The organism is Cytophagaceae bacterium (assembly GCA_016722655.1).
Taxonomy (GTDB): Bacteria; Bacteroidota; Bacteroidia; order Cytophagales; family Spirosomataceae; genus Leadbetterella.
In genome coordinates this window covers 2,099,657-2,125,628 of record JADKIR010000004.1, presented here as the reverse complement: position 1 = coordinate 2,125,628, position 25,972 = coordinate 2,099,657, and the positions used below count along the sequence as shown (strand labels likewise).

Here is a 25,972-nt window from a genome sequence, read left to right as displayed (position 1 = left end):
ATTGATTCAGATTTTTTCCTGTTGCGAAATATATTCCTCTATCCAACCTTGTAATCTATGTTTGGCTTTGGAGAGATTTGACCTCACAGCACTTTCGGCTATATGCAGCATCTCACCAATTTCTTTAAAATTATAACCATCAATCACATGCAATGAAAACACCGCCCTGTACACCGGAGAGAGTTTTCTTACAAATTCGAGAATCTCGTCCACCGACATTAAATCAATTTTACTGTCGTCAAAAGCCGATGTTTCAGCCTCTTTGATTTCTACAAACTCCAATCTGGAATGATGTTTCCTGAAATAATCAATAGAGGCGTTGACCATTATACGATGAAACCACCCTCCAAAGTCATACTGATCATTGTATTGACCTATATTTCTGTAAACTTTTAAAAAACCATCCATCATCATCTCCTCAGCTTCATATTCTGAAGCGGCATATTTTGAACAAATTCCCATGGCTTTTCGGGAGAAAATCTCGAAAAGCTTACGCTGAGCCGACTGGGAATTGGCCTTGCACCCTGCAACTATTTCACTTATCTCTTTTTGGGGAGATTTTTTCTTCAAAAACACTATTTCAAATCAGGGATTAGATGATTTATTTCTATTCATTTACACTCTACGAAAATTGTTTCTTTTTGCTGCCTGAGTAAAAATATTTTTATTTTCTGGACGCAATACGCTGCCTTGTGCGTAGAACACAGTAGAACAAAAATTTAAAAATATGAAATTAGGAGAAAAAATTTCTAGAAACGACTTTTTGAAGAAATTAGGCTTTACAGGTGCTTCACTTTTTGCATTATACTCACTCGATAGCTGTGTAAATGAGGGCTCAGTTAACCCGGCAACTGTCACCGTTGACCTTTCAAGCAGCCAATACTCGGCTCTGACTAAAAGCGGCGGCTATGTGGTTGTCAACAATATGGTAGTGGCCAATAATGGAGGAACCTACGTAGCAGCGACAATCAGCTGCAGCCACGAAGGTAAAAAACAAATGACATTCAGAAACGGAGAATGGTACTGCACCGCACATGGAGCCAGATTTAACACCGCAGGCAAAGGCTTAAATTCAAACGGTAGTAAAGGGCTGACGATTTATACGACATCCTTAACTGGAAATACACTAACTATAACGACCTGATAATTAACTAAAAATGGTTAATTAAAAATCACTAATAAAAAATCAGATGAAATATCTTTTAATAATTCTGCTATCATTGCCCCGGTTAATCTTTGCCCAGGACCTGTTTGATGAGCTGGACAAAAACGTGAAGCCTACAAAAAACTTTGCACTGGCTACTTTCAAGTCAACACGTGTGATCAACGGGCATTCGGTAGAAACTATGGCAAAAAACCATCTGGACTTCAGAATTTCACACCGTTTCGGAAAAATCAATGACGGAGCCTATAATTTTTTCGGGTTGGATCAGGCCTCTATGAGGATTGGTTTGGAATATGGTATTACCGACAAACTCATGGCGGGCTTGGGAAGAAGCACTACCGACAAGACGTTTGATTATTTTCTGAAATACAAAGTTACGCGGCAATCATCTGGGAAAAACGCATTTCCGGTGAGCATTACAGCCCTGGCAGCGGCCGATGCGATTTCCCTGAGCACCAGTCCACAATTCAGATTTTATAACAATCTGGAACGTTGGTCTTATGTGGGCCAAATCCTGATAGCGAGAAAATTTGGAGAAAGACTGTCTCTCCAATTGAGCCCAACAGCTATTCACCGCAACAAAGTGGACAATCCCGATCTTACAAATGATACATTTCTGGCGGGCGTCGGAGGCAGAATAAAACTCACCAAAAGGACTTCGTTCAACGGGGATTATTTCTACAGGCTACCTATAAGCACCGAGCCGGGATATTCACCCACAGCAGCCAATTACAACTCATTTTCGGTAGGTTTTGATATTGAAACGGGAGGCCATGTGTTTCAGCTGCATGCTACCAACTCCCTGGGCATGACCGAAAGGATGTTTCTGACTCAAACTGCCGGCCAATGGCTGAAAGGCGACATACATTATGGATTCAATATATCGAGGACATTCAGTTTTGAAAAAGAGAAGAAACGTCCTGCAAAAAACTAACTATCAATACATTAAATTTTTTATAAAATGAAAAAAATGCTTTTGGCACTACTTCTGACAGCCTTATTGAATAATTCTTTTGCCCAAAAAATGTGGCTCTGCAAAGCCGGTGAAACGAGCTTTTTCTCTGAAACACCCATGGAGAACATTTCGGCTGTAAACAAAAAAGTAGCCGCCATTATTGATGAATCCAAGAACGAAATTGCTGTCAAAATGGTAATGGCAGATTTTAAATTCAAGAATCACCTCATGGAAGAGCACTTCAACGAAAACTATATGGAATCAGAGAAATTTCCCAATGGCACTTTCAAAGGCAAAATCAACGAAAAAATTGATTTCTCTAAAAACGGTACTTATAATGTTACCTCACACGGCACCCTCATGATGCATGGTGTAGCCAAAGAAAGAGATTTGACAGGAAAAATGGTAATAGAGAATGGAAAGATCACGCTTACTGCGGCTTTTAATGTTCCTTTGAAAGATCATAAAATTGATATCCCGACCATTGTAATGGCAAAAATTGCCGAAGAAATTGCAATAAAATGTAACTGGACTTTCACACCAAAAAACTGATTTTATGTTAAAAAAGCTCATTTTATTTTTGTCGGTACTGGTTCTTACAGCCAGTTGTTTGTATGAAAAAAACACCGACCCCAATCCTGCAAACGGGACTACAGACACCACCACCACTTCTATTACCTGCGATGGTAGTGGAAATACTACGCCGACTAATGGGGATATTTGTTTCAATACTCAAATTTTGCCCTTTTTGCAGACCAACTGCGGGCAATCAGGCTGTCATGATTCCAAGTCGAGAAAAGAAGGCTATGACCTGACCAGCTATGCGAGCATTATCAAAAAAGGGATTTCGACTTCAAGCCCAACTTCAAGTAAACTTTATAAAGTTTTGTTTGAAAGTGGTGAAGACCGTATGCCACCACCTCCAGCGGCAGCTATTTCAAAAGCACAAGCCGACATACTTTTGGCATGGATTAAACAAGGAGCCAAAAACACCACTTGCAGCGTAAATATCGATGCCCAAAATCCAACTTATTCGGGGGTAATCAAGCCGGTGATTGACATGCAATGCATCGGCTGCCATCAAACCGGCAATGCTTCAGGAAATATTACACTCGATACTTATGCCAAAGTAAAAGCTTTGGTTGACAATGGTAAACTGCTGGGTTCTGTCACTTACGCATCAGGATATTCAGCTATGCCGCCCTCACAAAAGCTCTCAGACTGTGAAATCACGGCCTTCCAAAACTGGAAAAATAAGGGAGCTCCGAATAACTAGAAGTTTAAGATAAATAATACTAATCTCACAACTTTTTTTCACAAAACTTTAAAATAATACCCTGATAATTACGTTACTTAGCATAGATAATCTCGGATTTAATACTTTATATTTCCTGGCTATTTTTCGTAACCAAATAAAATCACCTAAAAATCTTTAACAATGAAAAAGTATCTACTTTCAATTACTTTAAGTGCCTTAATTTTTTCAGCTTGCAAAGAAAACACCACCACGCCAACAGTGGCCGAAGATGCCATCTTAAAAGAAGTAAAAGCCTTGCCGGAAATTACACAGCCTCTAATTAATCAGGTTCCCTTCAAAAAAATCGACATGGAGCTATTGCTTCCAAATAACCCGCAGACGGTAAAATACAGCTATAGTCTGGATTATTATTCCGATGGCAAAATCAAGTCCATCAGTGAGGGTGGGAAAGATATGTATAGGTTTGATTATCAAAAAAATAACCTTACGATTCAGGAAACAGACATGGCCTATAATTTAAAACTTACGGATAATGGCCTTGCTGAGTACAATCAGGGAACAAATAGCACCGACAGGTATTATTTCAAAAATAATTTCCTGATCAAAAGAAGAGATAGAATGACCGAAGATTTTAACTATTCCGCAAATGGGAATCTTTTAAATTACAAAGGTGCCTTTCCGGCTGAATATGAATATACTAATTATCCAAATACCATCAGGCAGGAAGTTTTGGCACCAACGGCTGTTCATTGGACATTCAGAGACAGTTATTTGGGCAATTTCAGCACCAATCTCATCAAAAAGGCGGTTTTCAGTAAAGGGACAGCCAACGAAACCACCCTTGACTTCAGCTATGATTTTGACGGTGAGAATAGAATCAGCAAGGTAAATATAGACCGCAAAGACCCGATTGGAACTGGGAAAATTGTTTATTTGTACACTTATTGAGATAAGTCAATAATAGATTTTTTATTGTGACATTTTAACTTCGAACTAATTCGGGAAGAAAAAGTTTACTTGAACCTATCAAAGAAACTATTTATCAAACTTATTAAACTTTCATTTTTCTGCTTTTCTACCCAGCCGGAGTCCATCTTGATTAGGCGGTTTTTCTTAAGATTTTCTCTCAAAATCCAGAGGATATGTTTGTTTTTGCTAGTTATAAGTTTCTCAAAAAGGGTTTTCCCTTCTATGGGAAGTGCAACCATAGCCACACTTAGGCCATAACCAAGAGCTTTTCTAAGTGACTCTACATCCGGAGTGAGTTTTTCAGGTATTTTATTGAATGTTAGTATTATCTGTTCCAAAATTTCCAGCACTTTTTGAGCATTTTCGGGCTTTTTCAACAATTTTGGTTCACAAAGGCCTGCTACCACTGCCCGCAATTCTAATTGATTTCCCATCATCCAGTTTTCCAAAACACCAACAGTTTTTTCAAAATCTGTAACACCCAGTTCCTGTATGCCCATGGCCACTGATTCCCTCACTCTCCAGCTGGCATGTGAAACGTATTTTCTGATTTCTGAAAGCGTGTTTTCAATTTTGGATTGATGCAAATAGCAATAACCCAGAATCCCGCACATGACCACAAACTCCTCCGGTGAGTTTTTCAGATCATCAGAATAATACTTAAAACACTCATTTATTTCGGTTTCGGTGGCGGTTTTTGAAAATTTATAAAGCAGCTCCAGATTTCCTCTTGGACCCGGAAGGTTGGAGTTTTTAAGTAGAAAATCTATACTTTCCATAATATTTTTGGAAATTTCCTTAAATCTTAAAAAGCCTCAATTTCCGCTTTTTAATCGAAAAATAATATGATAAATGATTGGAAAGCCGTAAGAATTTTATTCCGAACCATATAGAATATTTAGAAAAACCCAATTATTGGAAAGACGAATCTATCGAGTAAAAACTAAGGTTAGTAGAGTTTAAACTGCCATCAGTCTATTATTACTAAAATTGACTAAACCTGTTCCTATTTTTGAAGTCAAAACACTATAATAAATACTTATAAAATGTCAAAAATTAGTCCGATTACCATGCGTGTACTTCACCGCTATCTGGGGTTTTTCCTTGCCGGAATCATGTTTATCTATTCTGTGAGCGGTATTGTACTCATTTTCAGAACCACTGATTTCCTTAAAAAAGAAATTCAAAACCATAAAGAACTTGTTCCTGGCCTCGATGGCGAAAAATTAGGAAAAGAACTCAAAATGAGAGAATTCAAGTCTGACAAAGTTGAAGGCGACATTGTTTACTTTAAGAATGGCACTTACAATAAAGCCACAGGTGTTGCTGACTACACCACAAAAGAATTGCCATTTTTTCTGGATAAAATGACCAAATTGCACAAAGCCAACACCAACTCACCTTTATATTTTCTGAATATTTTCTTTGGTTTGTCGCTATTGTTTTTTGTGATTTCGACCTTTTGGATGTACAGACCAAGCACCAAAATATTTAAAAACGGCATCGCATTTACTATAGCCGGCATTATCCTGACCTTGGTTTTACTATTTGTATAGAAACAATTCTTATCAAATATTTAGCCGACCATTCGTTTGGCCGGCTTTTTTGCTTTTAATTAAATCATTACTATGCATATTCAAATCTAATTTTAAGTGAATATGGATTAGGTTTATTATTTTTGAAAAAATTACTATTACCCTATAAATGAGAAAACTGGCATTTCTGATCATTATGCTCAGCAAATTTGCTATGGCACAAGATGCCAGCGTTTTTAGACCCGATTCTGTAAAAAAAGAAATTAAAGCAATCGGTATTAAAAACAAACTTAAAGTCGATGGCTTACTCAATGATGCTGAGTGGGCACTTTCGCCTGCTTCTCCCCAATTTACACAAGTTGAACCTTATCAGGGACAAAAGCCTAACCATCAGACTCAGGTTAAAGTACTTTACAACAAAAAATTCCTGTATCTGGGGATATTTTCTTATGATTCTTTAGGCAAAAAAGCCATCAGAGCGGTGGATTTTAAGCGGGATTTCAGAGATACCCAGCATGATATGGTGATGGTGTCATTTGATGGATTCAATGACCAGCGAAATTCCATCACATTTGGAAGCAATGCATACGGGGTGCAGAGAGAGCTTCTTTCCTTTGATGACAACTATTATGATCTCGACTGGGATGGGCTTTGGAGGGTTAGAACCAGTAGAACTGATAGCGGCTGGGTGGCAGAGATGGCCATTCCATGGCAAACTTTGCGGTATCCCAAACTGACAGATTCTGTCCAAAACTGGGGTCTCAATATCATGAGAAACCGAAGACTCACCAATGAGATCTCGGCACTTTCGGGATATCCCAGGTCATTTACCTCCATGCGTATGGCTTATGCAGGTAAACTCACTGGTTTAAAACCGCCTCCACCTACTACTAACATTAGGATCCAGCCTTATTTTTTGAGCTCATTTGACAAATACAAAGGTTACGGTGAAGAAACAAAACCCACTGATACCAACTATAAGCTAGGCGGAGAAATGAAATGGGCCATCAACTCCAATACCATTTTGGATTTGACCGCCAATACCGACTTCGCCCAGGCCGATGCAGACTGGCAGGTCAACAATGTGACCCGTTTTAATGTATTTTTCCCTGAAAGGCGACAGTTTTTCCTTGAAAATGCCTCACTTTTTGGGTTAGGAATAAGCCGAAACCCTGACGAATCGGGTGGAAATATGAGGATTCAACCTTTTTTTAGCAGAAAAATAGGTCTCGACGATGCTGGTAACCCTATTCCAATTTCGGCAGGTGGCAGACTGGTTTACCGGTCAGATAAACGAAATTTTGGAGCCATTCTTATGCGTCAAAGGGAGATAGAGGAATCGCCGGGCACCAATTTTTTTGTAGGCAGATATTCAGAAAATATTGGCAAACAGCATCGGATTGGGGGATTGTTGACCGTAAAAAATCAACCGGGCGGGAGCAATGTTGTGAGCTCGATTGATGGTTTTTTCAGGTTTTCTGACTCACACTCGCTCAATACCCTGGTTTCGCAATCTACTTCCGGAATCACCGGAAAAAACGGCCTTTCGGCATATGCCCAGTATTTTTATGTGAGTAACCAGTTCAAAATTTGGTGGACACAATCTTTAGTAACCAAAGACTATGACCCAGGACTTGGGTTTGTTTCCAGAAACGACGTAGTAGCTACAACCCCAGGAATATTCTGGTGGTACAGGGGTAAAAAATTGCCGTTTAAGAATTGGTTGAGAGCCTACGAGCCCAGCGTTTTTCCGGAATATTACCACCAGGCCTCTACCGGTAAGTTGATAGAAAAAGTATGGACTTTCTACCCTGTCTGGCTCAACCTTCAAAGTGGAGCGTTTTTCGGATACAGCATCAATCCTACATATCAATACCTTACAGATGCATTTGAGCCTTTAGGCGTAAAAATAAATCAGGGAAAATACAATTATACCCGCCACCAGATTTATGCCAGCACTGATCCTTCAAAAATGCTGAACCTCCTCGTGATGTATGGAGGTGGTACTTATTTTAACGGAAATCTTTCATCTGGTGATTTTATCTTACAGTTTGCTCCGCTTCCTCATGTGTCGATTTCAGGAAGATTAAACCGCAATCACTTTACGAAAGTGGGCGAAACGATGACTACCACCAATGTTGATTTATATTCTATCGAGGGTAGATTTGCTCTCAATCCCAGATTACAGTTGATAGGATTTTTTCAGAAAAATTCCGAGAACAATTCGCAAAATTATAACATCAGATTTTCATGGGAATACCAGCCACTGTCATATATCTATTTGGTATTCAACAAACAAGCCTTCAACCCCAATCTTACAATATCGAAATCTGAGAATCATTCCATTGCAAAAATCAGCTATTTAAAACAGTTTTAATTCCAATAATATATTTTTAAACCCAAAAAATTTGAATACACTCCTGATCAAAATTATTCTGATGCCCACGGTAATTGCCCTGGTGACTTTTGCCAGCAAAAAATGGGGCAACAGTATCGGAGGCATGTTGGCGAGCATGCCCTGGGTGGCAGGACCAATCATCCTTTTTATAGCTTTGGAGCAGGGCAAAACATTTGCTGTAAACTCCATTCCCGGTGTGATGGTGGGCATAATTGGCTGGCTGGCTTTTTGTATTTCTTATATTTTGGTGGGGAAAAAATACAATGCCATAATCAGCCTGTTTGCAGGTTATTTGGTTTATTTTCTTACAGGAATCATGCTAAATCCTGTAATTTCAAAATTCAATATTTTTCAATGGCTTTTCATTTGTTTTTTTCTCTTGTTTTTGGGCTTAAGATTTTTTCCAAAAGTTGAAAATAAAAACGAAGGATTTAAAAGGACCCTGAGATTTGAAATACTTTTAAGGATGTTGGTCATCACTTCTTTCGTAATCCTTATCACTTATTTTGCAAAGATTTTAGGCCCTAACTGGAGCGGAATCCTCACTCCATTCCCGATTATGACTGCCGTTTTAGCCATTTTTATCCATTATACCCAGGGGATTTTTCAGGTCAGAAAAACTTTCATGGGTTTGTTTTCAGGTATTATCGGCTTTACCTTGTTTCTGTTTTTACAAGCTATTCTGATGCCTGTTACCAGCTTGTTAGTATCATTTAGTCTAGGCTTGCTGGTCAATGTGGCAGTGACTTTATCAATGAAGCAAATTTTCGAAAAATTAGGTTTATTGTAAAAAAAAAGCCGGCTATTGCCGGCTAAAGTTTTCTTTAATCTTATTTTCTTCGCAGCCACCAACCCAGCCAAACACCAACTACTCCCCATCCAACTATTACGTCAATAAGGTCGGCGAGAGTTTTGGTATCAAACCATATCGATTTGGTATAAACATCGGTCAGATAACCGATAAAACCTACAGCTAAAGTTGTAATCACAATAGTTTGCATACTGGCATTGCCCATTTTCATCAACATCCATGATAAAAGCAAGACTGCCAAAATATCAACAACGAGTCCCCTGGCCATATTTACTCCCATATTGGCGTCCATAGACTTATGATAGTAAACCTGAGCCCATGGCTTACCCATACTGTTTTCCATAAACTTTGAACTCTCCTCCATTGAAGTACCTTCTGGGACTGTTGGCAAATAATAAAAGCCTTCTTCCAGGTTATCACCCAGATATTTGAGGATTTCATCTTGCTTGGGAGAATATTTTTGCATTCCGTTATGAAGACCGCTAATCGACCAGGAAACAAACTGCCACATAAACAGGATAATTCCGCCAACAACGGCGGCAATGATGATTTTTTTCATGGTAAGGTATAGTTTTTAAGAGGTTTAACATCCGAATTTACTAATCATTTTTCAAAATCAAACTATTTCAAATCAATTTTTTGGTTAATACTTCGTTAAAGTTCAAAGTTTGTTACGGTTTACGAATCTGATTTTGTTTTTTTACAAAAAATTAATCTGAAAAGATATTTACAACAATGAAAAAGAAAATATTGTCGCTTATAAGTTTACTTTTTGCTACATCAGCTTTTGCTCAATCTCCTCAGGAAATTGTCAACAACTACCTAGATGCCACAGGAGGTAAAGAAAAATACAATTTTGAAACCTACCAATACAAAAGGTCATATACTGCTAATGCAGCCACAGACTTCTCAGAATTGGTTACAGTTGGAGGGTCTGAAAAATTTTCAAAGGTAAAATCAATAATGGACCGTGATTTTTATTATGTCCTAAATGAGTCTGCAGGTTGGATAAAAATCCCTATGGGTAGCCGCGACAAAGCACCAAATTACTCGGTTAAAGACCTCAATACCAAGGAAAAAGATGACTTAAAACAAGAAGGTATTGATGGCTTATGGCCCTTTGTTGATTTCGAGAAGAAAGGATACAAGGTCACAGGAAACGTTAACACCAGTACGATTGATGGTACAGCTTGCTCGGGTATTGTTTTGGAAAAGGGTTCAAAAAAGCGGGAGTATTATTTTGACAAATCCACCGGTTTGCTCAAAAGAGAAATTCTGACCGAAGCCGGAATAACACATACTTATGATATTCAGAAATATGGTGTGGTTTCGGGATTAAAATACCCTTCAGAAGCAAGCTATATCAACACCAAAGACAAAAAGAAAACACAGGTAATGACTACGCTAAAGCTTGAAAATCCATTGCAGGGTGTTTCTTTTATAAAATAAAATCTGATTTAAAAGCTTTAAAAACTTCGGCGTCGGTCTTACCATCGGTAAACACTTCGAGTAGTTTTGGCGAATTACTTTCTTCAAAAAATACTTTGAGTGCTTCTGATAGCTCAAGTTGATTGGATGCTTTGAAATATTCTACGCCGGCTTCTTCACATAAAGAGCCGGCATTTCTTTTTTGATGGGTTACAAAAAAATCCTCCAGTTCGGCTTGTTTTGAAGGTCCGTCTATTAACCTGAAAATGTTTCCACCGGCATTGTTGATTATTACACAACGGAAATTTTCTGGTAAATCATTTATAAACAGAGCATTGCTATCATAGAAAAAAGATACGTCTCCTACTATGCATGTATAAATACCGGCAAATGCGGAAGCCTGCCCCAGGGCAGTACTCACAATGCCATCAATACCACTGGTACCACGGTTACAGCTTACTTTTTGATTTTTATCCAGTAAAACCGATAAATAATTGGCATAACGTACCGGCATGCTGTTACCTAAATGTAAACCGGAATTATCAGGAAGTGCATCAAATATCATGGCAGTAGCCTGTATTTCGGCAAAATCCTCCACAAAAATACTCCTGTGGATATACTTTCTGGAGGCTTCGGCGGCATCTTGCCAATTGAGTTTGAAATCACTCTCTTCGGCTTCATCATCGCCTTCTTTAAATTTTGCAAAATCAAGCGTTTCAACCAATTCTTTTAAAAAATACGACTCATGCACTTCAATCTTATGCGTTATGCTTTGCATGGGGTCAATCAAATCAGGATTTTCCTGTATATGCCAGTGGTATTTGGGTTTATTTTTTCTTAAAAATTGCTTTAAAGATTTAGAAATAAACGACTTACCAAAAGTAAGAAGTAACTCAGGAGCGTAGGTGGAATGGGATTCGCTTATTTTAGGCAAAAATAGGTCATGGCTTTTTATCGCGTCAGTTACATTTACATTAGCAATCACATCGGCCACAATTACGACATTAGGTTCTTCGGACAATTCCGAAAGAACTTCATCAATATCTTCCCGATTTTGCCCCACTGCAATCATTATCGATTCTGAACTATTCCAGATATCCATCAGATCGGCCCATTCTGAATGAGCCAATGAAGCATGGGTATCCACTTTTTTAATATGCCTGATATTTACTCCAAACTCATATTCTTCATAATCTTCAGGATAAAATGGTTCCCTGATTGGGACATTGATATGTACCGGGCCTTTTGGAGAAGACTGCGAAAGGTCGATGGCCTCGTTAATAATCCTTTCAACTTGCCATTGGGCATCCGGATGTCTATAATCAACGGGCAACTCAAATGCCTTTTTTACATGTTTTCCATAAATATCTTTCTGAAAAATCGTCTGGCCGTCGTATTGATGAATCCACTCAGGTGGGCGGTCGGCGGTGAGAATTAACAAGGGTATTTCCTGAAAATATGCTTCTGATACAGCCGGAGCATAATTGAGTGCAGCGGAGCCGGAAGTGCATACCAATGCCACAGTTTTGGAAGTTTCGAGTGCCTTGCCCAGTCCAAAAAAAGCGGCAGAACGCTCATCGGCAATAACTTTGGTCCTGATTGCCGGGTTACGGTTAAATGCCAGTGCCAAAGCCGCACTTCTTGAGCCTGGACTAACTATCACATCTTCAATTCCTTTGAGCGAACAAATTTCAGCAATACGAAAAACTGGCTCTAATATTGGCATTAATCTTTCCGGATATTTTTACAAAATTAATCATTTTAAAAAGTCAAAATTGAGCAATTGCTAATTTTTAAAAGCAAGCATTTAATAGAAATCCTGCCTTAAAATCAGTTTTTGACAACCAGGAAACAATATTCACAACTTTTTTGCATTAATTTACGTATTGAATTATAAAAACCAATTATTTTGAAATATATGATTTTAAAAAAATGGGCGGCTCTAAGTTTGATTGCCCTTGCTGTTTTGGGTGTTTCTTGTAAAAAACTTACTGAAGTTAACCCTGCTGCCACTGAAAACACATCAACAACAGTCAATCCCAACGCCAATGCTAACAGTTGGATATATGACGAAATGAAGACCTATTATTTGTGGGAAAGTCAGATGAAAACCAAAGCTACCACTGACAATAAACTCGATCCGATGGACTATTTCGAGTCGATTTTAGTAAAACCAGGCGAATTGGATAGGTTTTCATGGATTGAGGAAGATGTGGATGCTCTTACCGCCTCACTGCAAGGTGTTAATAAAGTTTTGGGAATAAGATATGTACCCATTTTTGCCGACAAAGCTGAAAGCAAAGTTGCTTTTTCAGTTTCTTACACTTTGAAAGGTTCACCTGCGGATAAAGCTGGAATCAAAAGGGGAGATTTCATCACTCAGGTTGATGGAAAAACCATGACACCGGATAACTATTCCACGGCTTTGACCAATGAAACGCTTAGCCTTACTCTTGGTGAAATGGTAAATAGTGAAGTAGTAAGTACTTCAAAAACTGTAAAGGTAACCAAGGCGGAAGTACAAACTGACCCGATTCACTATAGCACAGTACTCGAATATGGCAATAAGAAAATTGGATATTTGGTTTATCTACAGTTTCTTACATCATTTGATGATGCCATGCGTAAAGTATTTGCCGACTTCAAAGCAAAGGGTGTAAATGAGCTGGTGCTCGATCTAAGATACAACGGAGGTGGTTATATTTCTTCATCCGAAATATTGAGCTCATTAATCGTAAAAAATCTCAAGCCAAATACGCTTATGAGCCGTCAGGAATGGAATGCCGCATTGACAACTGCTTTTAAAAATCAATATGGTGCCAATGTTTTTGATGCTAATTGGCTCAATGAGGCAAACAATCTTGGAACACTTAACCGGGTATATATTTTAACTTCTCAGGGTACTGCTTCTGCCAGCGAACTCGTAATCAACAATCTAAAACCTTTTATGGATGTGATTTTGATAGGAGACCATACTTATGGTAAAAATGTGGGTTCAATCACGCTTTCAGATGACAAAAAGAGATGGAAATACGGTATGCAGCCCATAGTTTTGAGAACTGTAAATGCAATAGGAAAGTCTGATTATGGCACAAAAGAAGGTTTTATACCTGATTTTAAAGTGGAAGACAAAACCATGCCTTTCAAATCTTTTGGTGACCCTACCGAAACTTTACTGAAAGTTGCCATTGAAAATATTACAGGACAGCCTGTTACATTAGGAACGTCAAAAGCAAGAGTTTCGGCCACTAAAGATTTCAATGTATTAGACAAATCGCCAAGACTGGATACCAGAAAATATGAATTAAAGGATATGTTTGTGGATAGATTCCCGGGACAGAAATAGGAAGATAATGACACATTTAAAAAAAATGCCTGTAAATTTTTTGCGGGCATTTTTTTTATATTTCAGAAAATGTGACAGTTAAACTTAAATAAACCACTATGGACTAAAAGTCCATAGTTTTCTTACAGACTGAAAGTCTGCCTACTCAACTATGAAATTTGTATTGTCATTAGAATCAGGATTTCTATGATGTTCCAAATATTCATTTACCATCTCATCTGTAATATTCCCTGTACTCCAACAACCAAATCCTATGGCCCAAAAGTGACGCCCCAATATCTTTTCTTTAACTCCGGAAATTCCATTTGCAATTTCCTAGATGAACGCCCCTTTAATAACTTTACCAGTGTACTCAAATCTTGCGATGGCCTATATTCTATATGCATATGAATATGATTCTTTGATACAACTCCCTTCAAAATCTGTACTCCTTCTGCCTCACAGATTTGTATCAAAATTGTTCGACAACGTATCTTAATATCTCCTTCCAAAACTGAATATCTATACTTTGTTGACCATACAATATGTGCAGTCAATCGGGATACTGTATGTCCGCCTATTCTTTGAAATTCCATAACTTAAAGTTACAAAATTTTTAGAAACTAAAGTGAGATGCAATAAATTGCATAGTTTTAACTTTATTTGTGACCAATAAATTTCGTTTTAATGTCCTTTTATTTGAAATTTAATTGTCTTAACAACTATTTTTTTTCAAAAAAAATAAATAAATTGCAATCCAAAATAATTTTATAGATATGGCAACAGATACAATTAACATCAATGTAAGACTTACTGAAAAAAGTAGAATCGACCAGTTAGACCCTGAAAACATCGTCTTTGGTACAGTTTTTACCGATCATATGCTGGTGGCTGATTGTGTCAATGGCGAGTGGCAAACTCCCGAAATCGTGCCATTTGGCGATATGGCATTTAACCCTGCCTTGTCATCTTTACATTATGGTCAGTCGATTTTTGAAGGAATGAAAGCTTTCAAAAACGAGCAGGATGAAGTTTTGATGTTCAGACCTTTGGAAAACTTCAAACGTTTCAACATTTCAGCTGAACGTATGTGTATGACCACTGTACCGGAGGAAATATTTATAGGGGGCCTTGAAGAATTGCTTAGAATTGACGCAGCCTGGGTACCAAAAGGTGAAGACAACTCACTGTATTTGAGACCGTTCATGTTTTCAAGTGATGAGTATCTTGGGGTAAGACCTTCGCTCAATTACAGGTTTATGATTATCTTGAGTCCTGCAGGAAAATACTACAGTACTCCTCCAAAAGTAAAAGTTGAAACTGAGTTTATAAGGGCTGCACCGGGTGGTGTGGGTTATGCCAAATGTGCCGGAAACTATGCGGCATCATTGTATCCAGCCAAACTTGCGGCTCAGCAAGGTTACACCCAGTTACTGTGGACCGACGCTATCGAACACAAATATTTCGAGGAGTCAGGTACTATGAATGTGATGTTTGTGAAAAATGGAAAAATAATTACTCCTGCCGTAAGCACTACAATTTTGAAAGGCATTACCCGTGATACTTTGATTCAACTTGCCAAAAATATGGGCATTGAAGTTGAAGAAAGACGCGTATCGGTGGAAGAAATCATTGAAGGAATCAAAAACGGTGAAGTGACTGAGGTTTTTGGAGCTGGTACAGCAGTAGTGGTATCTCCTTTTGCGGCCATTGGCTTTGAAGGTGTAGATTTTGATTTGCCGGCTATCACTGAGAATTCTCTTTCCAGTAAGCTGAAAAATAAACTCAATTCAATCAGAACTGGTCAGGAACCTGACACTTTTGGTTGGGTTTGGAAAGTATAATAATCATATTTCAATAATCGGGATATCCGGATTTTTCATAGAAAGTCCGGATATTTTTTTTTGATATATATCATAAAATCAACAATTTATACGTTATTAGATTTGCGATATTCAAATTTTGCTTAATTTTGAAAAAAATACTGGCAAGGTATTTGAAACACACCTTAAAAAGCATTAAATATTTCCTAATGAAAACGATCGTAGCTTTCTTAATTTCAACTTTACTGGTAACGGGCATATCCTCGTTTAAATCAGATAAAGTTAAGTCAAACGGAGGAACAGAGTTTTACTCCGGATCTTATGACAATCTCATCAGAGAGGCCAAAAAACAGAAAAAAATGGTTATCCTTGATTTCTGGGCTCAATGGTGCGGTCCCTGTCAAAAACTCGACCGCGAAACTTTCTCCGATAAGTCTCTGGGAAATTATATCGCTCAAAATTACATCATTTACAAAGTTGACATTGATACCTTTGATGGTATGGAAATCGTTGACCGGTTTGCTGTAGATGTATTCCCTACTATTATGGTATTTGATCCAAAAGAAGGGGCTGTAGGAAAATATAAGGGTTTTTATCCTCCTAATTATCTGCAGAAAGAATTGGAAAAAATTCAGAGTAAATACAATTATTATCCGGTTTCGACCAAAGAAAGTTTGGCTGCAAACAAATAATTCTTAAAAAGATTTTCGTTCTTAATTGACGATAAACACTGTCGTCAGATATGTTTTTAAAGATTTTCACTAAAAATATTCATATTTAGTCCCGGTCATGGTTTTGGCCGGGACTTTCGTTTGTAATTTTGCCTTATGAATTTACAAAATGATCTTATTTTAAGGGCAGCCAAAGGCCAGCATGTGGAAAGAGTGCCCGTATGGATGATGCGTCAGGCCGGGAGAATCTTGCCCGAATACCGAAAAGTACGTGAAACCGCCGGAAGTTTTATTAAACTGGCCACAACTCCCGAAATGGCCGCGGAAGTCACCATCCAACCCGTAGATATACTGGGAGTAGATGCCGCAATAATATTTTCTGATATTTTGGTAGTACCCGAAGCCATGGGGCTGCCTTATGAAATGATTGAGGCAAAAGGGCCAAATTTCCCGAAAACAATCCAATCGCTGGATGATCTTCAAGGGCTTAATACTACGTCGGCCATTGATAATCTGGGGTATGTGTTTGATGCATTGGATATTGTAAAAAAAGAACTCAACGGACGGGTGCCATTGATTGGTTTTGCAGGTGCTCCTTTTACTATTTTCTGTTATATGGTGGAAGGAAAAGGCTCCAAGACTTTTTCCAAGGCAAAAAAAATGATGTTTACCGACCCTGAACTTTCTCACTCTTTGCTCCAAAAAATAACCGATACCACCATCATGTATCTGAAAACACAGATCCTCCACGGGGCTGACCTGGTACAGCTCTTTGACAGTTGGGCGGGAATTTTATCGCCAAAACAATACCGTGAGTTTTCTTTGCCATACATAAGTCAGATTTGTGATGCCATTACCGAAGCACCCTTGACTGTTTTTGCAAAGGGTGCATTTTTTGCAAGAGAAGAAATAGGGAAAACCAGTTGTAATACCGTAGGTCTGGACTGGAATATGGACATAGAAGAGTCAAGAAGATTGATTCCAGAGAAAACATTGCAGGGAAATCTTGACCCTTGTGTGCTTTATGCATCATTTGGGGAAATAGAAAAACAAACTCGTGAGATGATTAATGCATTTGGTACGCAAAAATATATCGCGAATCTCGGACATGGAGTTTATCCTGACACCGACCCCGAAAAGGTAAAATGTTTTATTGAAACCGTGAAAAGTTATTGATTCAATTTTTCTGAAGAAAATCCGTTAGATAATCATATTTTTACTTTTGGAAAGAAAAAATTAACCATCCGACATGAAGCACTTTTTTGTATTTGGCCTTTTGTTTTTTGTTTTGAAACAGGGAATCTCTCAAAGAGCAGAAACCCTGGGCTCGGCATTTAACACCGAATACAGCGAGCTGCACCCCATGGTGGCACCGGATGGAAAAACACTATATTTTGAGCGTATTTCGCACCCTTCCAACAATTACGGTAAAGAGGGCTCTACCGATGTGTGGTTTTCGGATTTCACAAAAGACAACCGTTGGGCAGTTGCCAGAAAAATGAATAATTCCATCAATAAGGACCGATACAATTCCCTTTTCAGCATCACCCCTGACGGTAATACTGCTTTAATAAGAGGAGTTTATAAAAATGGAAGAAAAGAAAACGAAGTTGGGATATCGGTCTGCAAAAAGAAAGGTGCCAATTGGGGACAGCCCGAAAAACTGGATATACCAAAACTCGATGGTATGTGTAAAGGACAATATCTGATGGCCTTTTTGAGCAACAGTGGAAAAGTGCTTTTGCTTTCATTTTCAGAGAAAAAAAACAGCGAAGAAGATGACTTGTATTTTTGTTTGCTTGATAAATCAGGTAAGTGGTCGAAACCTGAAAGTCTTGGGCCCGACATCAATACTTCTGCCAGTGAAACTACCCCATTTTTGGCTGCTGACAACAACACCTTGTATTTTGCTTCCAACCGCAAAAGTGGAGAAGGCGGCTTTGATATTTGGTACACCAAAAGACGTGGCAAAGGCTGGGAAAGCTGGACCAAACCGGTGAATTTGGGGCCTACCACCAATTCAAAAGAAGATGAACTCTATTATTCGATTGATGCATCAGGTGAATATGCCTATTTTTCGAGCAAAAACAAAGCTATCGGTAAATCTGACCTTTTTAGAATAAAACTCAGAGAAGAAGTAGCCAGCACCAGCCAGGATGCAGCATTGGCATCGTCGACCAATAATGCCAACAATACAAAAACGGAAAAAACGGAAAATGCCCTAAATACACCTACCCCAATAGTGATGCTTTCAGGAGTGGTTAAAGACCAAAAATCGGGAAGGCCGGTGGAAGCAAAAATCGTATATGAAAATCTGGAAGATGGCGAAGAACTGGGAGTGGCTTATTCCAATCCGGCAACAGGAGAATACAAAATCGTGCTGCCGTATGGCAACCGCTATGCTATCAGAGCGGAAGCTAAAGATTTTATACCGGTTTCAAAAAATATCGACCTGACTGTTCAGGGTACTTTTAAAGAAATCAAAAATGAGGATTTGGTGGTAGCACCAATACAAACCGGCGTAAAAGTGCAGATGAACAATATTTTCTTTGAATTTGGCCGGGCAACTTTACAGGCAGAATCATTTTTTGAGCTGGATAGAATGGCTGAAATGATGCAAAGTAACCAAAACATGATTATTGAGATTCAGGGACATACCGACAACGTAGGCTCTGATGAAGCCAACCTCAAACTTTCGCAACAGCGTGCCGATGCCGTGAGAGATTACTTCCTGAAGAAGAAATTACCGATGGAAAGGGTGAGAAGTGTAGGATTTGGAGAAGCCCGCCCGATAGCCTCAAACGCCACCACAGAAGGACAGGCTAAAAACCGCCGGGTGGAATTTGAGATTATCAGGAAGTAAAATCTATGTTTATTTACTACAAGAATCGTTGTAGATATAAACGTACTTGTTGAGATCGAGCCATTTTGCTTCACCTTCAATTGACTTTAATACTGCAGGACAATCACCAAACAACTTGGGAAAATCTTCTTTAAAATCAGCTCTTTTGAGTTTGTAAGCTTTTTGATCGTCTTTTTTGATATAATAAGATTTCGAATCGCCACCTGCCAAAGTCAGCCCTCCGAAACCTACCGAAGCAGATTCCTGTGCCATGGGATCATCGAAAACCCTGATTCTGCCTGTAAAAGTAGGATTGAGTAATTGCAAAATCACATAATCTTCTTTTTTCTTGATTTGAGTTAAGGAAGATTCAAAATAAACATAGCCTTTATCAACCAGATCTTTATTGACATCATATTTTGAGACTTTTTGAATCCTACCCAATTCACTGTTGATGGTGGCCATTTTGCTTAAAGCACTAGGAGTCAAATATGCATCTTGTAGCTGAACCGGGTCGATGGTCATTTTCTTTTTTGCACCTGTTGGTTTGATTTCGATTTCTTCAATCAAGCCTTTTTTTCTATCCAGATCATCAATTTCCCCTTCGATTTTTGTACCATCTTTCAGGGTAACATAAGATATCTTTTTGTGTGAAAAGCTGTTAAAAGAAGGAATAAATGCAGGGTATTTTTCTTTTTTTTGTGCTACTGTTGCCGTAGCAATAATCAAAAAAAGAAAAAGAATGGAGGTTGATTTTTTCATAATACAGAGGTTTTTTTATAGTGTTTAGTAATTGTTTTTCTCAAAATTAAACTTCTTTTTTGAAAAATTACACACTGAAATTTTAAGAAATTGCTAATTTCAATAAGACCATAAGAAATAATTGAATGAAATTTTAAAACCAGCTGCTCTAATTCTACTTTGCACCCAAAAAATTTCAGGGTGTTTCCTCTATAATATTATTAGAAGTGATTTTATGGGCCTGTTCTTAATAATTTCAACCGTGATGTCTTATAAAATCGTTGATTCTTTTTGTGAAAAAGTATTCTGATTGATAGTTTTTTTTTAGAAATGTAAACGTAAAAAATCTATTCATTAGAGTTTTGAATCAAATACTTAAAACCACAATCCACTGCAAAATCCATTCATCGGCAAAAATCCATAGCTTATCGGTTTTTTGATTTCAATTCAACGAATATGCATTTATTTCACCATATTTATCCTCGTAAATTTGAAGAAAAAAACAAATTATGAATACAAGCAATAAAAACTCGGTTTTCTTTTGGTCTATCCTACTGGTTACTTTAGGTGGGCTGTTTCTTCTCAGAAATTTTGGATTACTTAATTTCCACTTTCCTGTCAAAATATGGAGCTGGAGACTCATTCCACTGATCATTGGTATCAATGCGTTTTTGAAAGGTAAAAACATGGAAGGAGTCATTGCCATCACCATTGCAGTGGCATTTTATATCCCCGATTTCCTCACTCAGGAGCAAGTAAGGGTTTATTTCAAACTTTGGCCTTTACTTTTGGTAGCTGTTGGAGGGCTTATCATGTACCGTTATTTTAACCCGAAATTTGATGCTCCGTCAAGAATGCTTAAAGCTGACGGAAGTGATTTTGATTATCTGAGTGAGACCAACATCATGGGCGGTTCAAACAAAAAAGTATTTTCGAAAAAATTTGAAGGTGGCCAGATCAATTGTGTGATGGGTGGAGCTCAAATCGACCTCACGGAGGCCAATCTGGCGGAGAAATCTGCTCTGAATATCTTCATACTCATGGGCGGACTGGAGTTAAGAATTCCGAAAGATTGGAATGTACACCTTGATGCACTTCCTATCATGGGTGGTATTGAAGACCAGATCACCAAGTTTCCCGAGTCTGTGGTTAATCCCGACAAGAAATTCTATATCACCGGAAATATCGTCATGGGTGGCGTAGAAATCAAAAGATATTAATTTAAAATCTTAATAATCAATATTATGGAAAATAGAAAATTGTTTATCAAAAACCTGGTAATTGTCCTTGTAGTAGTGGGTGTGATTGGAGCGATTGGCAGTATAACTGAAAAAAATAAAAAATCAGAAATAAGCAGCGAGGGTATCGAAGAAGGTAAGAATTATTTCGATTATGCATATTTCATGAGCGGTGCGAAAAAAGTTTTAAACTATCATCCATTAAAAGGTGGTGATTTGAGCTGTGTAATGGGTGGAGGCGAAATTGACCTAACGGGTAGTACACTTAATGGTCCGGCCAGAATAGACGTTTTTTGTCTCATGGGAGGGGCTCAATTTACTATTCCTTCAGATTGGACAGTTCAAAATGATGCCGTTGCTGTGATGGGCGGAATTCATGATGAAAACGATGATAAAGGTCTGGAAACCGATCCCATAAAGTTTTGATTCTGGATGGCTCAGCTGTAATGGGAGGCATAGAAATCAAACGCAGATAATATGCAGAACCCACTCATTACAGGTCGTTGGCGGCTATTGCGTTATTTTGGAGTATGGATAATCATGGCACTGGCTTTTTTTCTGGTGCTGATTGGTTTCCTCAATGCCAACAGGATGTATTTGGGTGTAGATATTTTGGTTCAAAACCTGCTCATGGCCGGTTTGATGATAGGCATGTGGTATCCTGTAAATTACATGACATGGGAAAGTCAAAAACCTACCTGGCTAATATTCAACCACTTACTCTTGTTTCTTTTATTTTCTTTTGTCTGGATTAATCTCAGTCATTTTGCATTGAGAATCATCTTTCACGATGCAGGCATCAAAGAGTACATAAGAGATGCAACAGCTTTCAAAATTCCATTTTGTTTTTTCGCTTATATCGTATTTGTGGTGACCAACTATTTGCTTAAATATTACAATTCTTATAATGAGAAAAAGGAAATCGAAAGACGGCTGAGTGAGTCAATACGTGAAGCCGAACTTACGCTATTGAGAAATCAAATGAACCCGCATTTTATCTTTAATAGTCTCAATAGTATAAGCTCACTTACCATTATTGACCCTGAAAAAGCCCATGAAATGGTCATCAAACTGTCTGATTTTCTGAGATATACAGTTGGATATGGTAAATTGCAAAAAGTGCCATTAAAAAAGGAGCTTGAAATGTGCGAAGCTTATCTGGAGATTGAAAAGATTAGATTTGGCAACAAAATTAAGGTGGAAATGGAAGTGGAAGAAGATGCCAAACTGGTGGAAGTGCCCAGTATGCTTTTACAGACACTTTTTGAAAATGCAATCAAACATGGTATTTACAATTCCTTAAATCCGGAGTCTATTAAATTTGTGGCGAATGTTTCGGAAAAACGGTTGGTTATGGTAATGGAAAACACTTTTGATCAAACCGGAGAAAAGAAAATTGGTACAAAAACCGGACTAAAAAATATTAAAGAGAGGTTGAGATTAATCTATAAAAACATTGCGATTTTTGAAACCGAAACCCGTGAAAACCATTTTAAAGTAAATATTAGTGTTCCTGTAGAGCATATTGATTGAGGACAACAGAAAAAAACACCGCAAAGTTTTTTTTATTCTTTCAAATTTAAAAAAATGAAAATAAAAACCTTACTCATTGACGACGAAGCACTTGCAAGGTCGTTGGTGCAAAATTTTATAAAAAATGACCCTGACTTTGAGGTAGTAGGTGAGGCAGAAAATGGCTTTGAGGCCATGAAACTTATCAATGAACTTAAACCCGATCTCATTTTTCTGGATATCCAGATGCCCAAGCTGACCGGTCTTGAATTACTCGAGCTTCTACCCCAGCCTCCACTGGTGGTATTTTCTACAGCTTATGACCAATATGCCATCGAGGCTTTTGAAAAAAATGCCATTGATTATTTATTGAAACCATTTTCAAAAGACCGCTTCCTGAAAGCCCTGGAAAAAGTAAAAGAAAAAATCGCAAGCAAAGTTGACCCTGCCGAGGAAATCAAACCATTGTTAAACTCAAGTTTTCTTTCTGACAAGCAATTGGATCGTGTAGTAATCAAAGACGGACATAAGATTGAGGTCATTCCTTTTGACGACATCACGTATCTGGAAACTTATGGCGACTATGTGTGGATTCATACCCAAAAAGGGAAGTTTTTGAAGCAAAAAACCATGAAAGAGTTTGAAAATATGCTTCCGGCTACTTTTTTGAGGGTTCACCGTTCTTTTCTTGTCAATGGTTCATTTATCCAAAAACTCGAACTTTACGAGAAAAATACTTATCAGCTATTGTTGAAAAACGGCGTGAAAATAGGAGTAAGTAAAAGTGGTTATAAAGAATTGAAAGAGACCCTGGGGTGGTAAAAAGCTATAAAATCGCAACAGCTTCCAGCATGCTTTCCGATATATTTTTGAGCCATTTGATTTGCTCCAGAATCACTTTCCCTTCCTGAAGTTTGTTACGCATTTCGGTGCTCATTATTAATTTGCCTGATGCCAGTTCTTCATTTCTTTGGGCATTGAGTTCAGCATATTTTTTGTCTAAAGATTCAATAGCCTTACTCACTTTTTCCTCATTTTCAACTGAAATTTCCTGATTTTTCCCTTCTGTTTTGGCAATAGTCAAAAGCAGATTTTGTTCGATATACTCCGAAACTGTTTCAAATTCCTCTGAGACCTGAGTGGTGGTATGTCCTTGAATATAAGCAGAAAAACTTGCTACCGCTGACAAAAATGTATGATTGAGCAGAACCACTGCATATATATTATTGGCCTGATCTTTCTTTGATTTCGGCTCTTCCTGCATTCTTTGAAAAGCCGCGTTGAGGTTGCCATTATTGATAAATGCCTTTTTCCTGATCAGGCGGTATTCGGTCCCAATATTTTTTTTGGTTTGATAAACCTCATTTACAGCCATAAAATACAGTCTGTTTGACTCCAAAGCTTGCAAAATTTCCTCCTTAATATTTCGTTTTTCCCAAACCGGCCACAGAAAATATATTGAAAACCAGGAAATCAAAACACCAAAAACTGTAAAAAGGCTTCGGCTCAACACAATATCAAAAGGCTCCTGATGATTTAAAATATACAAAGCCAAAATACTAAAAGTAATATAGGCAGAGGCTACCCGGTAGTTTCGTTGGACAAATGAAAAACCCAGCAACAAGGAAACCGATGCCAGTGATCCTATAATCAGGCGGTTTTGTGTGAAATAAACCAGAACCAAAATCAGTATTCCCCCAAAGAGAGTTCCCAGCATACGACTGAAAGCCCGGCTTTTTGTCAGACCGTAATTAGGTCGCAAAATCACGAGACAGGTCACAATAATCCAGTTGGTGAATGTGGGATTGGTGAGTGATCCTACCCAAAAACTAAGTGAAATAGCGACCGAAAGTCTCAACGAATGTCTGAAAATAGCCGATTGTGTATTTAGATTGGAACGAAGCGTTTTCCAGGAATAATCCTGTGTAGTGATAAATCTCAGGTCTTTTTTCTGGTTAAAGCCCTCCACTTCAACAAGATTATAATAAAATCTGAAAAGCAAAGCCAGTTTTTGGTTGAGTTTGTTCAGAATATCAATTTTGTTTCGTAGAAAAAGTGCTCCGTCCCGTGCCGCAGGAATCTCTTTAATTGCAATCCATTCCGAAATATTATGCTCGATTTTTTCGATTGAAGTCTTTATATCAGACTTGATTTCATAAGTTTTATTGTATCTGAGGCATTCCGAAAAATTATACAATTCCCTGATAATCATCTCATTTCCCTCAAAAAAAGGATCTGCCAGATATTTATAATCACCAAAAGTATCTTCTATATCTTCATGGTCAGAATGCGTGGCCAGACTCATTTCATAAATATCAATCATCTCTCTGAAAATCAGATAATAACGGCGTGACTGATTGGAGCCTACCTTTATTTTTGATTCCCGCATCAGGATTGACCTCAGCAATTCATGATTTTCATTGATTTGATTTTGGATTTTTAGCAATTGAAATTGATTGTTGGGTATTTTTCCCAATTTCATTTGTTCACTTTTCTCCAAATATTCAGCGGTAAGCTCTATACATTCAGCCAGTAATAGTTGGCTGTGTCGTTTTTGAAAAAATAAATGAAACAATCCTCCAACCACCAGATAAGTCATTCCTCCCAACAGACTCAATAGGAGAATTTGAGAAACCGGCACCTCAAAACTCTGTACTGCAAATCCCATCACGACTGCAAACATGCCCCCAAATGACACCATGGCACCGCGTTGGTTATATACAGAAAGCATGGAAGAAATAAAAACCAGGATCAACATAATCGGAAGTCGCACCCACCAGTTTTGACCATTGAGTGATAGTTGTAAAGCGAACACCAACATGGACCAAAATAAACCTACCGCCATGCCATAAATGCGGTGCCTTTGGTTGCCCTCGATGTTGGGAAAATAAGCAAACATCACCCCAATCAACACCGAAAAACCCATCTGATATTGATGGGTTTGATAGGCCCAAACCATAGGACTCACCAGCATCAAACTGACTATCAATGCCTTAAAAAAATCGAAGGAGTCTATATGTAATACTACTTTTTTGAAAAGCATTATTTAAAAAGAAATATTTCTGTAAAAAAATCATGAACAGTACCTTTAATAATAATCACAAAAACTCATGAATAATTCCCGAATTTTTCATGAATCAAATACAGATAAAAGAATCATTTGAAATTGTTTAAATGTATAGAACTATTGTGCAATTTCGATAATTATTCTTTCTATTTTTTCTTTTTCAAAAACAAAGTTCAATCTATCTGATTATATTTTTTGTATATTTTTTTGTATTTTTTCAATGAAAATTAAAAT

At 37.9% G+C, this 25,972-nt stretch carries 24 protein-coding genes and 1 pseudogene; 18 read left to right on the top strand and 7 right to left on the bottom strand.

Annotated features, from left to right (window positions below):
* Nucleotides 1-6: 6 nt before the first annotated feature.
* A complete protein-coding gene (locus IPP61_09740) occupies nucleotides 7-570 on the bottom strand; it encodes a sigma-70 family RNA polymerase sigma factor (GenBank protein ID MBL0325446.1) in 564 nt (187 codons plus the stop codon).
* Between the two features lie 157 nt (nucleotides 571-727).
* Here IPP61_09740 and IPP61_09735 point away from each other — a divergent pair, with 157 nt between their 5' ends.
* The 5 genes from IPP61_09735 to IPP61_09715 all read left to right on the top strand — a co-directional run bounded on the left by IPP61_09735 (nucleotide 728) and on the right by IPP61_09715 (nucleotide 4,326).
* The gene (locus IPP61_09735; protein MBL0325445.1) at nucleotides 728-1,144 is read left to right on the top strand and encodes a Rieske 2Fe-2S domain-containing protein; all 417 of its coding nucleotides are present in this window, start codon (nucleotides 728-730) and stop codon (nucleotides 1,142-1,144) included.
* A gap of 46 nt (nucleotides 1,145-1,190) precedes the next feature.
* Entirely contained in the window at nucleotides 1,191-2,099 is a 909-nt protein-coding gene (locus IPP61_09730; GenBank protein ID MBL0325444.1) for a hypothetical protein, read from the top strand.
* A 27-nt stretch (nucleotides 2,100-2,126) separates the two neighbouring features.
* Nucleotides 2,127-2,672, top strand: a complete 546-nt coding sequence (locus tag IPP61_09725; protein ID MBL0325443.1) for a YceI family protein — start codon at nucleotides 2,127-2,129, stop codon at nucleotides 2,670-2,672.
* Nucleotides 2,673-2,676: 4 nt separating this feature from the next.
* A complete protein-coding gene (locus IPP61_09720; protein ID MBL0325442.1) occupies nucleotides 2,677-3,396 on the top strand; it encodes a hypothetical protein in 720 nt (239 codons plus the stop codon).
* Nucleotides 3,397-3,558: 162 nt separating this feature from the next.
* Entirely contained in the window at nucleotides 3,559-4,326 is a 768-nt protein-coding gene (locus IPP61_09715; GenBank protein ID MBL0325441.1) for a hypothetical protein, read from the top strand.
* A gap of 65 nt (nucleotides 4,327-4,391) precedes the next feature.
* Here IPP61_09715 and IPP61_09710 read toward each other — a convergent pair whose 3' ends face one another.
* A complete protein-coding gene (locus IPP61_09710) occupies nucleotides 4,392-5,126 on the bottom strand; it encodes a hypothetical protein (protein MBL0325440.1) in 735 nt (244 codons plus the stop codon).
* Between the two features lie 267 nt (nucleotides 5,127-5,393).
* Here IPP61_09710 and IPP61_09705 point away from each other — a divergent pair, with 267 nt between their 5' ends.
* The 3 genes from IPP61_09705 to IPP61_09695 all read left to right on the top strand — a co-directional run bounded on the left by IPP61_09705 (nucleotide 5,394) and on the right by IPP61_09695 (nucleotide 9,070).
* A complete protein-coding gene (locus tag IPP61_09705) occupies nucleotides 5,394-5,903 on the top strand; it encodes a hypothetical protein (GenBank protein MBL0325439.1) in 510 nt (169 codons plus the stop codon).
* A 148-nt stretch (nucleotides 5,904-6,051) separates the two neighbouring features.
* Nucleotides 6,052-8,259 (top strand): carbohydrate binding family 9 domain-containing protein, encoded by a 2,208-nt coding sequence (locus tag IPP61_09700; GenBank protein ID MBL0325438.1) that lies wholly within the window; start codon nucleotides 6,052-6,054, stop codon nucleotides 8,257-8,259.
* Between the two features lie 31 nt (nucleotides 8,260-8,290).
* The gene (locus IPP61_09695) at nucleotides 8,291-9,070 is read left to right on the top strand and encodes a hypothetical protein (protein ID MBL0325437.1); all 780 of its coding nucleotides are present in this window, start codon (nucleotides 8,291-8,293) and stop codon (nucleotides 9,068-9,070) included.
* Between the two features lie 40 nt (nucleotides 9,071-9,110).
* Here IPP61_09695 and IPP61_09690 read toward each other — a convergent pair whose 3' ends face one another.
* Nucleotides 9,111-9,650: a hypothetical protein gene (locus IPP61_09690; protein ID MBL0325436.1), complete on the bottom strand. Its 540-nt coding sequence runs from the start codon at nucleotides 9,648-9,650 to the stop codon at nucleotides 9,111-9,113.
* A 176-nt stretch (nucleotides 9,651-9,826) separates the two neighbouring features.
* Here IPP61_09690 and IPP61_09685 point away from each other — a divergent pair, with 176 nt between their 5' ends.
* Nucleotides 9,827-10,540, top strand: coding sequence for a hypothetical protein (locus tag IPP61_09685; protein MBL0325435.1), 714 nt, complete (start codon nucleotides 9,827-9,829; stop codon nucleotides 10,538-10,540).
* On the opposite strand, the gene menD is transcribed toward IPP61_09685, so the two are convergent.
* Nucleotides 10,530-12,245, bottom strand: a complete 1,716-nt coding sequence (menD, locus tag IPP61_09680; GenBank protein MBL0325434.1) for a 2-succinyl-5-enolpyruvyl-6-hydroxy-3-cyclohexene-1-carboxylic-acid synthase — start codon at nucleotides 12,243-12,245, stop codon at nucleotides 10,530-10,532. The genes IPP61_09685 and menD overlap by 11 nt on opposite strands.
* A gap of 192 nt (nucleotides 12,246-12,437) precedes the next feature.
* On the opposite strand from menD, the gene IPP61_09675 reads away from it, so the two are divergent.
* Nucleotides 12,438-13,865, top strand: a complete 1,428-nt coding sequence (locus IPP61_09675; protein ID MBL0325433.1) for a peptidase S41 — start codon at nucleotides 12,438-12,440, stop codon at nucleotides 13,863-13,865.
* 141 nt (nucleotides 13,866-14,006) lie between these two features.
* On the opposite strand, the pseudogene tnpA reads toward IPP61_09675, so the two are convergent.
* Nucleotides 14,007-14,440 (bottom strand): annotated as a pseudogene (gene tnpA / locus IPP61_09670) (IS200/IS605 family transposase).
* A 180-nt stretch (nucleotides 14,441-14,620) separates the two neighbouring features.
* Between tnpA and IPP61_09665 the strand changes: the two are divergent.
* The 4 genes from IPP61_09665 to IPP61_09650 all read left to right on the top strand — a co-directional run bounded on the left by IPP61_09665 (nucleotide 14,621) and on the right by IPP61_09650 (nucleotide 19,201).
* Entirely contained in the window at nucleotides 14,621-15,688 is a 1,068-nt protein-coding gene (locus IPP61_09665) for a branched-chain amino acid aminotransferase (protein MBL0325432.1), read from the top strand.
* 188 nt (nucleotides 15,689-15,876) lie between these two features.
* On the top strand, nucleotides 15,877-16,359 hold the full coding sequence (locus IPP61_09660) for a thioredoxin family protein (GenBank protein MBL0325431.1): 483 nt from the start codon (nucleotides 15,877-15,879) through the stop codon (nucleotides 16,357-16,359).
* 135 nt (nucleotides 16,360-16,494) lie between these two features.
* Nucleotides 16,495-17,514, top strand: a complete 1,020-nt coding sequence (gene hemE, locus IPP61_09655) for a uroporphyrinogen decarboxylase (protein ID MBL0325430.1) — start codon at nucleotides 16,495-16,497, stop codon at nucleotides 17,512-17,514.
* Between the two features lie 73 nt (nucleotides 17,515-17,587).
* Entirely contained in the window at nucleotides 17,588-19,201 is a 1,614-nt protein-coding gene (locus tag IPP61_09650) for an OmpA family protein (GenBank protein MBL0325429.1), read from the top strand.
* Between the two features lie 9 nt (nucleotides 19,202-19,210).
* On the opposite strand, the gene IPP61_09645 is transcribed toward IPP61_09650, so the two are convergent.
* The gene (locus IPP61_09645) at nucleotides 19,211-19,942 is read right to left on the bottom strand and encodes a hypothetical protein (protein MBL0325428.1); all 732 of its coding nucleotides are present in this window, start codon (nucleotides 19,940-19,942) and stop codon (nucleotides 19,211-19,213) included.
* A 488-nt stretch (nucleotides 19,943-20,430) separates the two neighbouring features.
* On the opposite strand from IPP61_09645, the gene IPP61_09640 reads away from it, so the two are divergent.
* Genes IPP61_09640 through IPP61_09625 form a run of 4 tightly spaced genes read left to right on the top strand, consistent with a single transcriptional unit; the run spans nucleotide 20,431 to nucleotide 23,493 of the window.
* Nucleotides 20,431-21,141 (top strand): hypothetical protein, encoded by a 711-nt coding sequence (locus IPP61_09640; GenBank protein ID MBL0325427.1) that lies wholly within the window; start codon nucleotides 20,431-20,433, stop codon nucleotides 21,139-21,141.
* A 24-nt stretch (nucleotides 21,142-21,165) separates the two neighbouring features.
* On the top strand, nucleotides 21,166-21,585 hold the full coding sequence (locus IPP61_09635; GenBank protein ID MBL0325426.1) for a hypothetical protein: 420 nt from the start codon (nucleotides 21,166-21,168) through the stop codon (nucleotides 21,583-21,585).
* Nucleotides 21,586-21,636: 51 nt separating this feature from the next.
* On the top strand, nucleotides 21,637-22,692 hold the full coding sequence (locus tag IPP61_09630) for a histidine kinase (GenBank protein ID MBL0325425.1): 1,056 nt from the start codon (nucleotides 21,637-21,639) through the stop codon (nucleotides 22,690-22,692).
* 54 nt (nucleotides 22,693-22,746) lie between these two features.
* Entirely contained in the window at nucleotides 22,747-23,493 is a 747-nt protein-coding gene (locus tag IPP61_09625) for a LytTR family transcriptional regulator DNA-binding domain-containing protein (protein MBL0325424.1), read from the top strand.
* Between the two features lie 4 nt (nucleotides 23,494-23,497).
* Here IPP61_09625 and IPP61_09620 read toward each other — a convergent pair whose 3' ends face one another.
* Nucleotides 23,498-25,714, bottom strand: coding sequence for an FUSC family protein (locus IPP61_09620; GenBank protein MBL0325423.1), 2,217 nt, complete (start codon nucleotides 25,712-25,714; stop codon nucleotides 23,498-23,500).
* Nucleotides 25,715-25,972: the final 258 nt, after the last annotated feature.

Bases quoted from the DNA above. Each gene is read 5' to 3' on its own strand.
- IPP61_09735 (MBL0325445.1), top strand. From the start codon at position 728: ATGAAATTAGGAGAAAAAATTTCTAGAAACGACTTTTTGAAGAAATTA.
- IPP61_09730 (MBL0325444.1), top strand. From the start codon at position 1,191: ATGAAATATCTTTTAATAATTCTGCTATCATTGCCCCGGTTAATCTTT.
- IPP61_09725 (MBL0325443.1), top strand. From the start codon at position 2,127: ATGAAAAAAATGCTTTTGGCACTACTTCTGACAGCCTTATTGAATAAT.
- IPP61_09720 (MBL0325442.1), top strand. From the start codon at position 2,677: ATGTTAAAAAAGCTCATTTTATTTTTGTCGGTACTGGTTCTTACAGCC.
- IPP61_09715 (MBL0325441.1), top strand. From the start codon at position 3,559: ATGAAAAAGTATCTACTTTCAATTACTTTAAGTGCCTTAATTTTTTCA.
- IPP61_09710 (MBL0325440.1), bottom strand. From the start codon at position 5,126: ATGGAAAGTATAGATTTTCTACTTAAAAACTCCAACCTTCCGGGTCCA.
- IPP61_09705 (MBL0325439.1), top strand. From the start codon at position 5,394: ATGTCAAAAATTAGTCCGATTACCATGCGTGTACTTCACCGCTATCTG.
- IPP61_09700 (MBL0325438.1), top strand. From the start codon at position 6,052: ATGAGAAAACTGGCATTTCTGATCATTATGCTCAGCAAATTTGCTATG.
- IPP61_09690 (MBL0325436.1), bottom strand. From the start codon at position 9,650: ATGAAAAAAATCATCATTGCCGCCGTTGTTGGCGGAATTATCCTGTTT.
- IPP61_09685 (MBL0325435.1), top strand. From the start codon at position 9,827: ATGAAAAAGAAAATATTGTCGCTTATAAGTTTACTTTTTGCTACATCA.
- menD (MBL0325434.1), bottom strand. From the start codon at position 12,245: ATGCCAATATTAGAGCCAGTTTTTCGTATTGCTGAAATTTGTTCGCTC.
- IPP61_09675 (MBL0325433.1), top strand. From the start codon at position 12,438: ATGATTTTAAAAAAATGGGCGGCTCTAAGTTTGATTGCCCTTGCTGTT.
- IPP61_09665 (MBL0325432.1), top strand. From the start codon at position 14,621: ATGGCAACAGATACAATTAACATCAATGTAAGACTTACTGAAAAAAGT.
- IPP61_09660 (MBL0325431.1), top strand. From the start codon at position 15,877: ATGAAAACGATCGTAGCTTTCTTAATTTCAACTTTACTGGTAACGGGC.
- hemE (MBL0325430.1), top strand. From the start codon at position 16,495: ATGAATTTACAAAATGATCTTATTTTAAGGGCAGCCAAAGGCCAGCAT.
- IPP61_09650 (MBL0325429.1), top strand. From the start codon at position 17,588: ATGAAGCACTTTTTTGTATTTGGCCTTTTGTTTTTTGTTTTGAAACAG.
- IPP61_09645 (MBL0325428.1), bottom strand. From the start codon at position 19,942: ATGAAAAAATCAACCTCCATTCTTTTTCTTTTTTTGATTATTGCTACG.
- IPP61_09640 (MBL0325427.1), top strand. From the start codon at position 20,431: ATGAATACAAGCAATAAAAACTCGGTTTTCTTTTGGTCTATCCTACTG.
- IPP61_09635 (MBL0325426.1), top strand. From the start codon at position 21,166: ATGGAAAATAGAAAATTGTTTATCAAAAACCTGGTAATTGTCCTTGTA.
- IPP61_09630 (MBL0325425.1), top strand. From the start codon at position 21,637: ATGCAGAACCCACTCATTACAGGTCGTTGGCGGCTATTGCGTTATTTT.
- IPP61_09625 (MBL0325424.1), top strand. From the start codon at position 22,747: ATGAAAATAAAAACCTTACTCATTGACGACGAAGCACTTGCAAGGTCG.
- IPP61_09620 (MBL0325423.1), bottom strand. From the start codon at position 25,714: ATGCTTTTCAAAAAAGTAGTATTACATATAGACTCCTTCGATTTTTTT.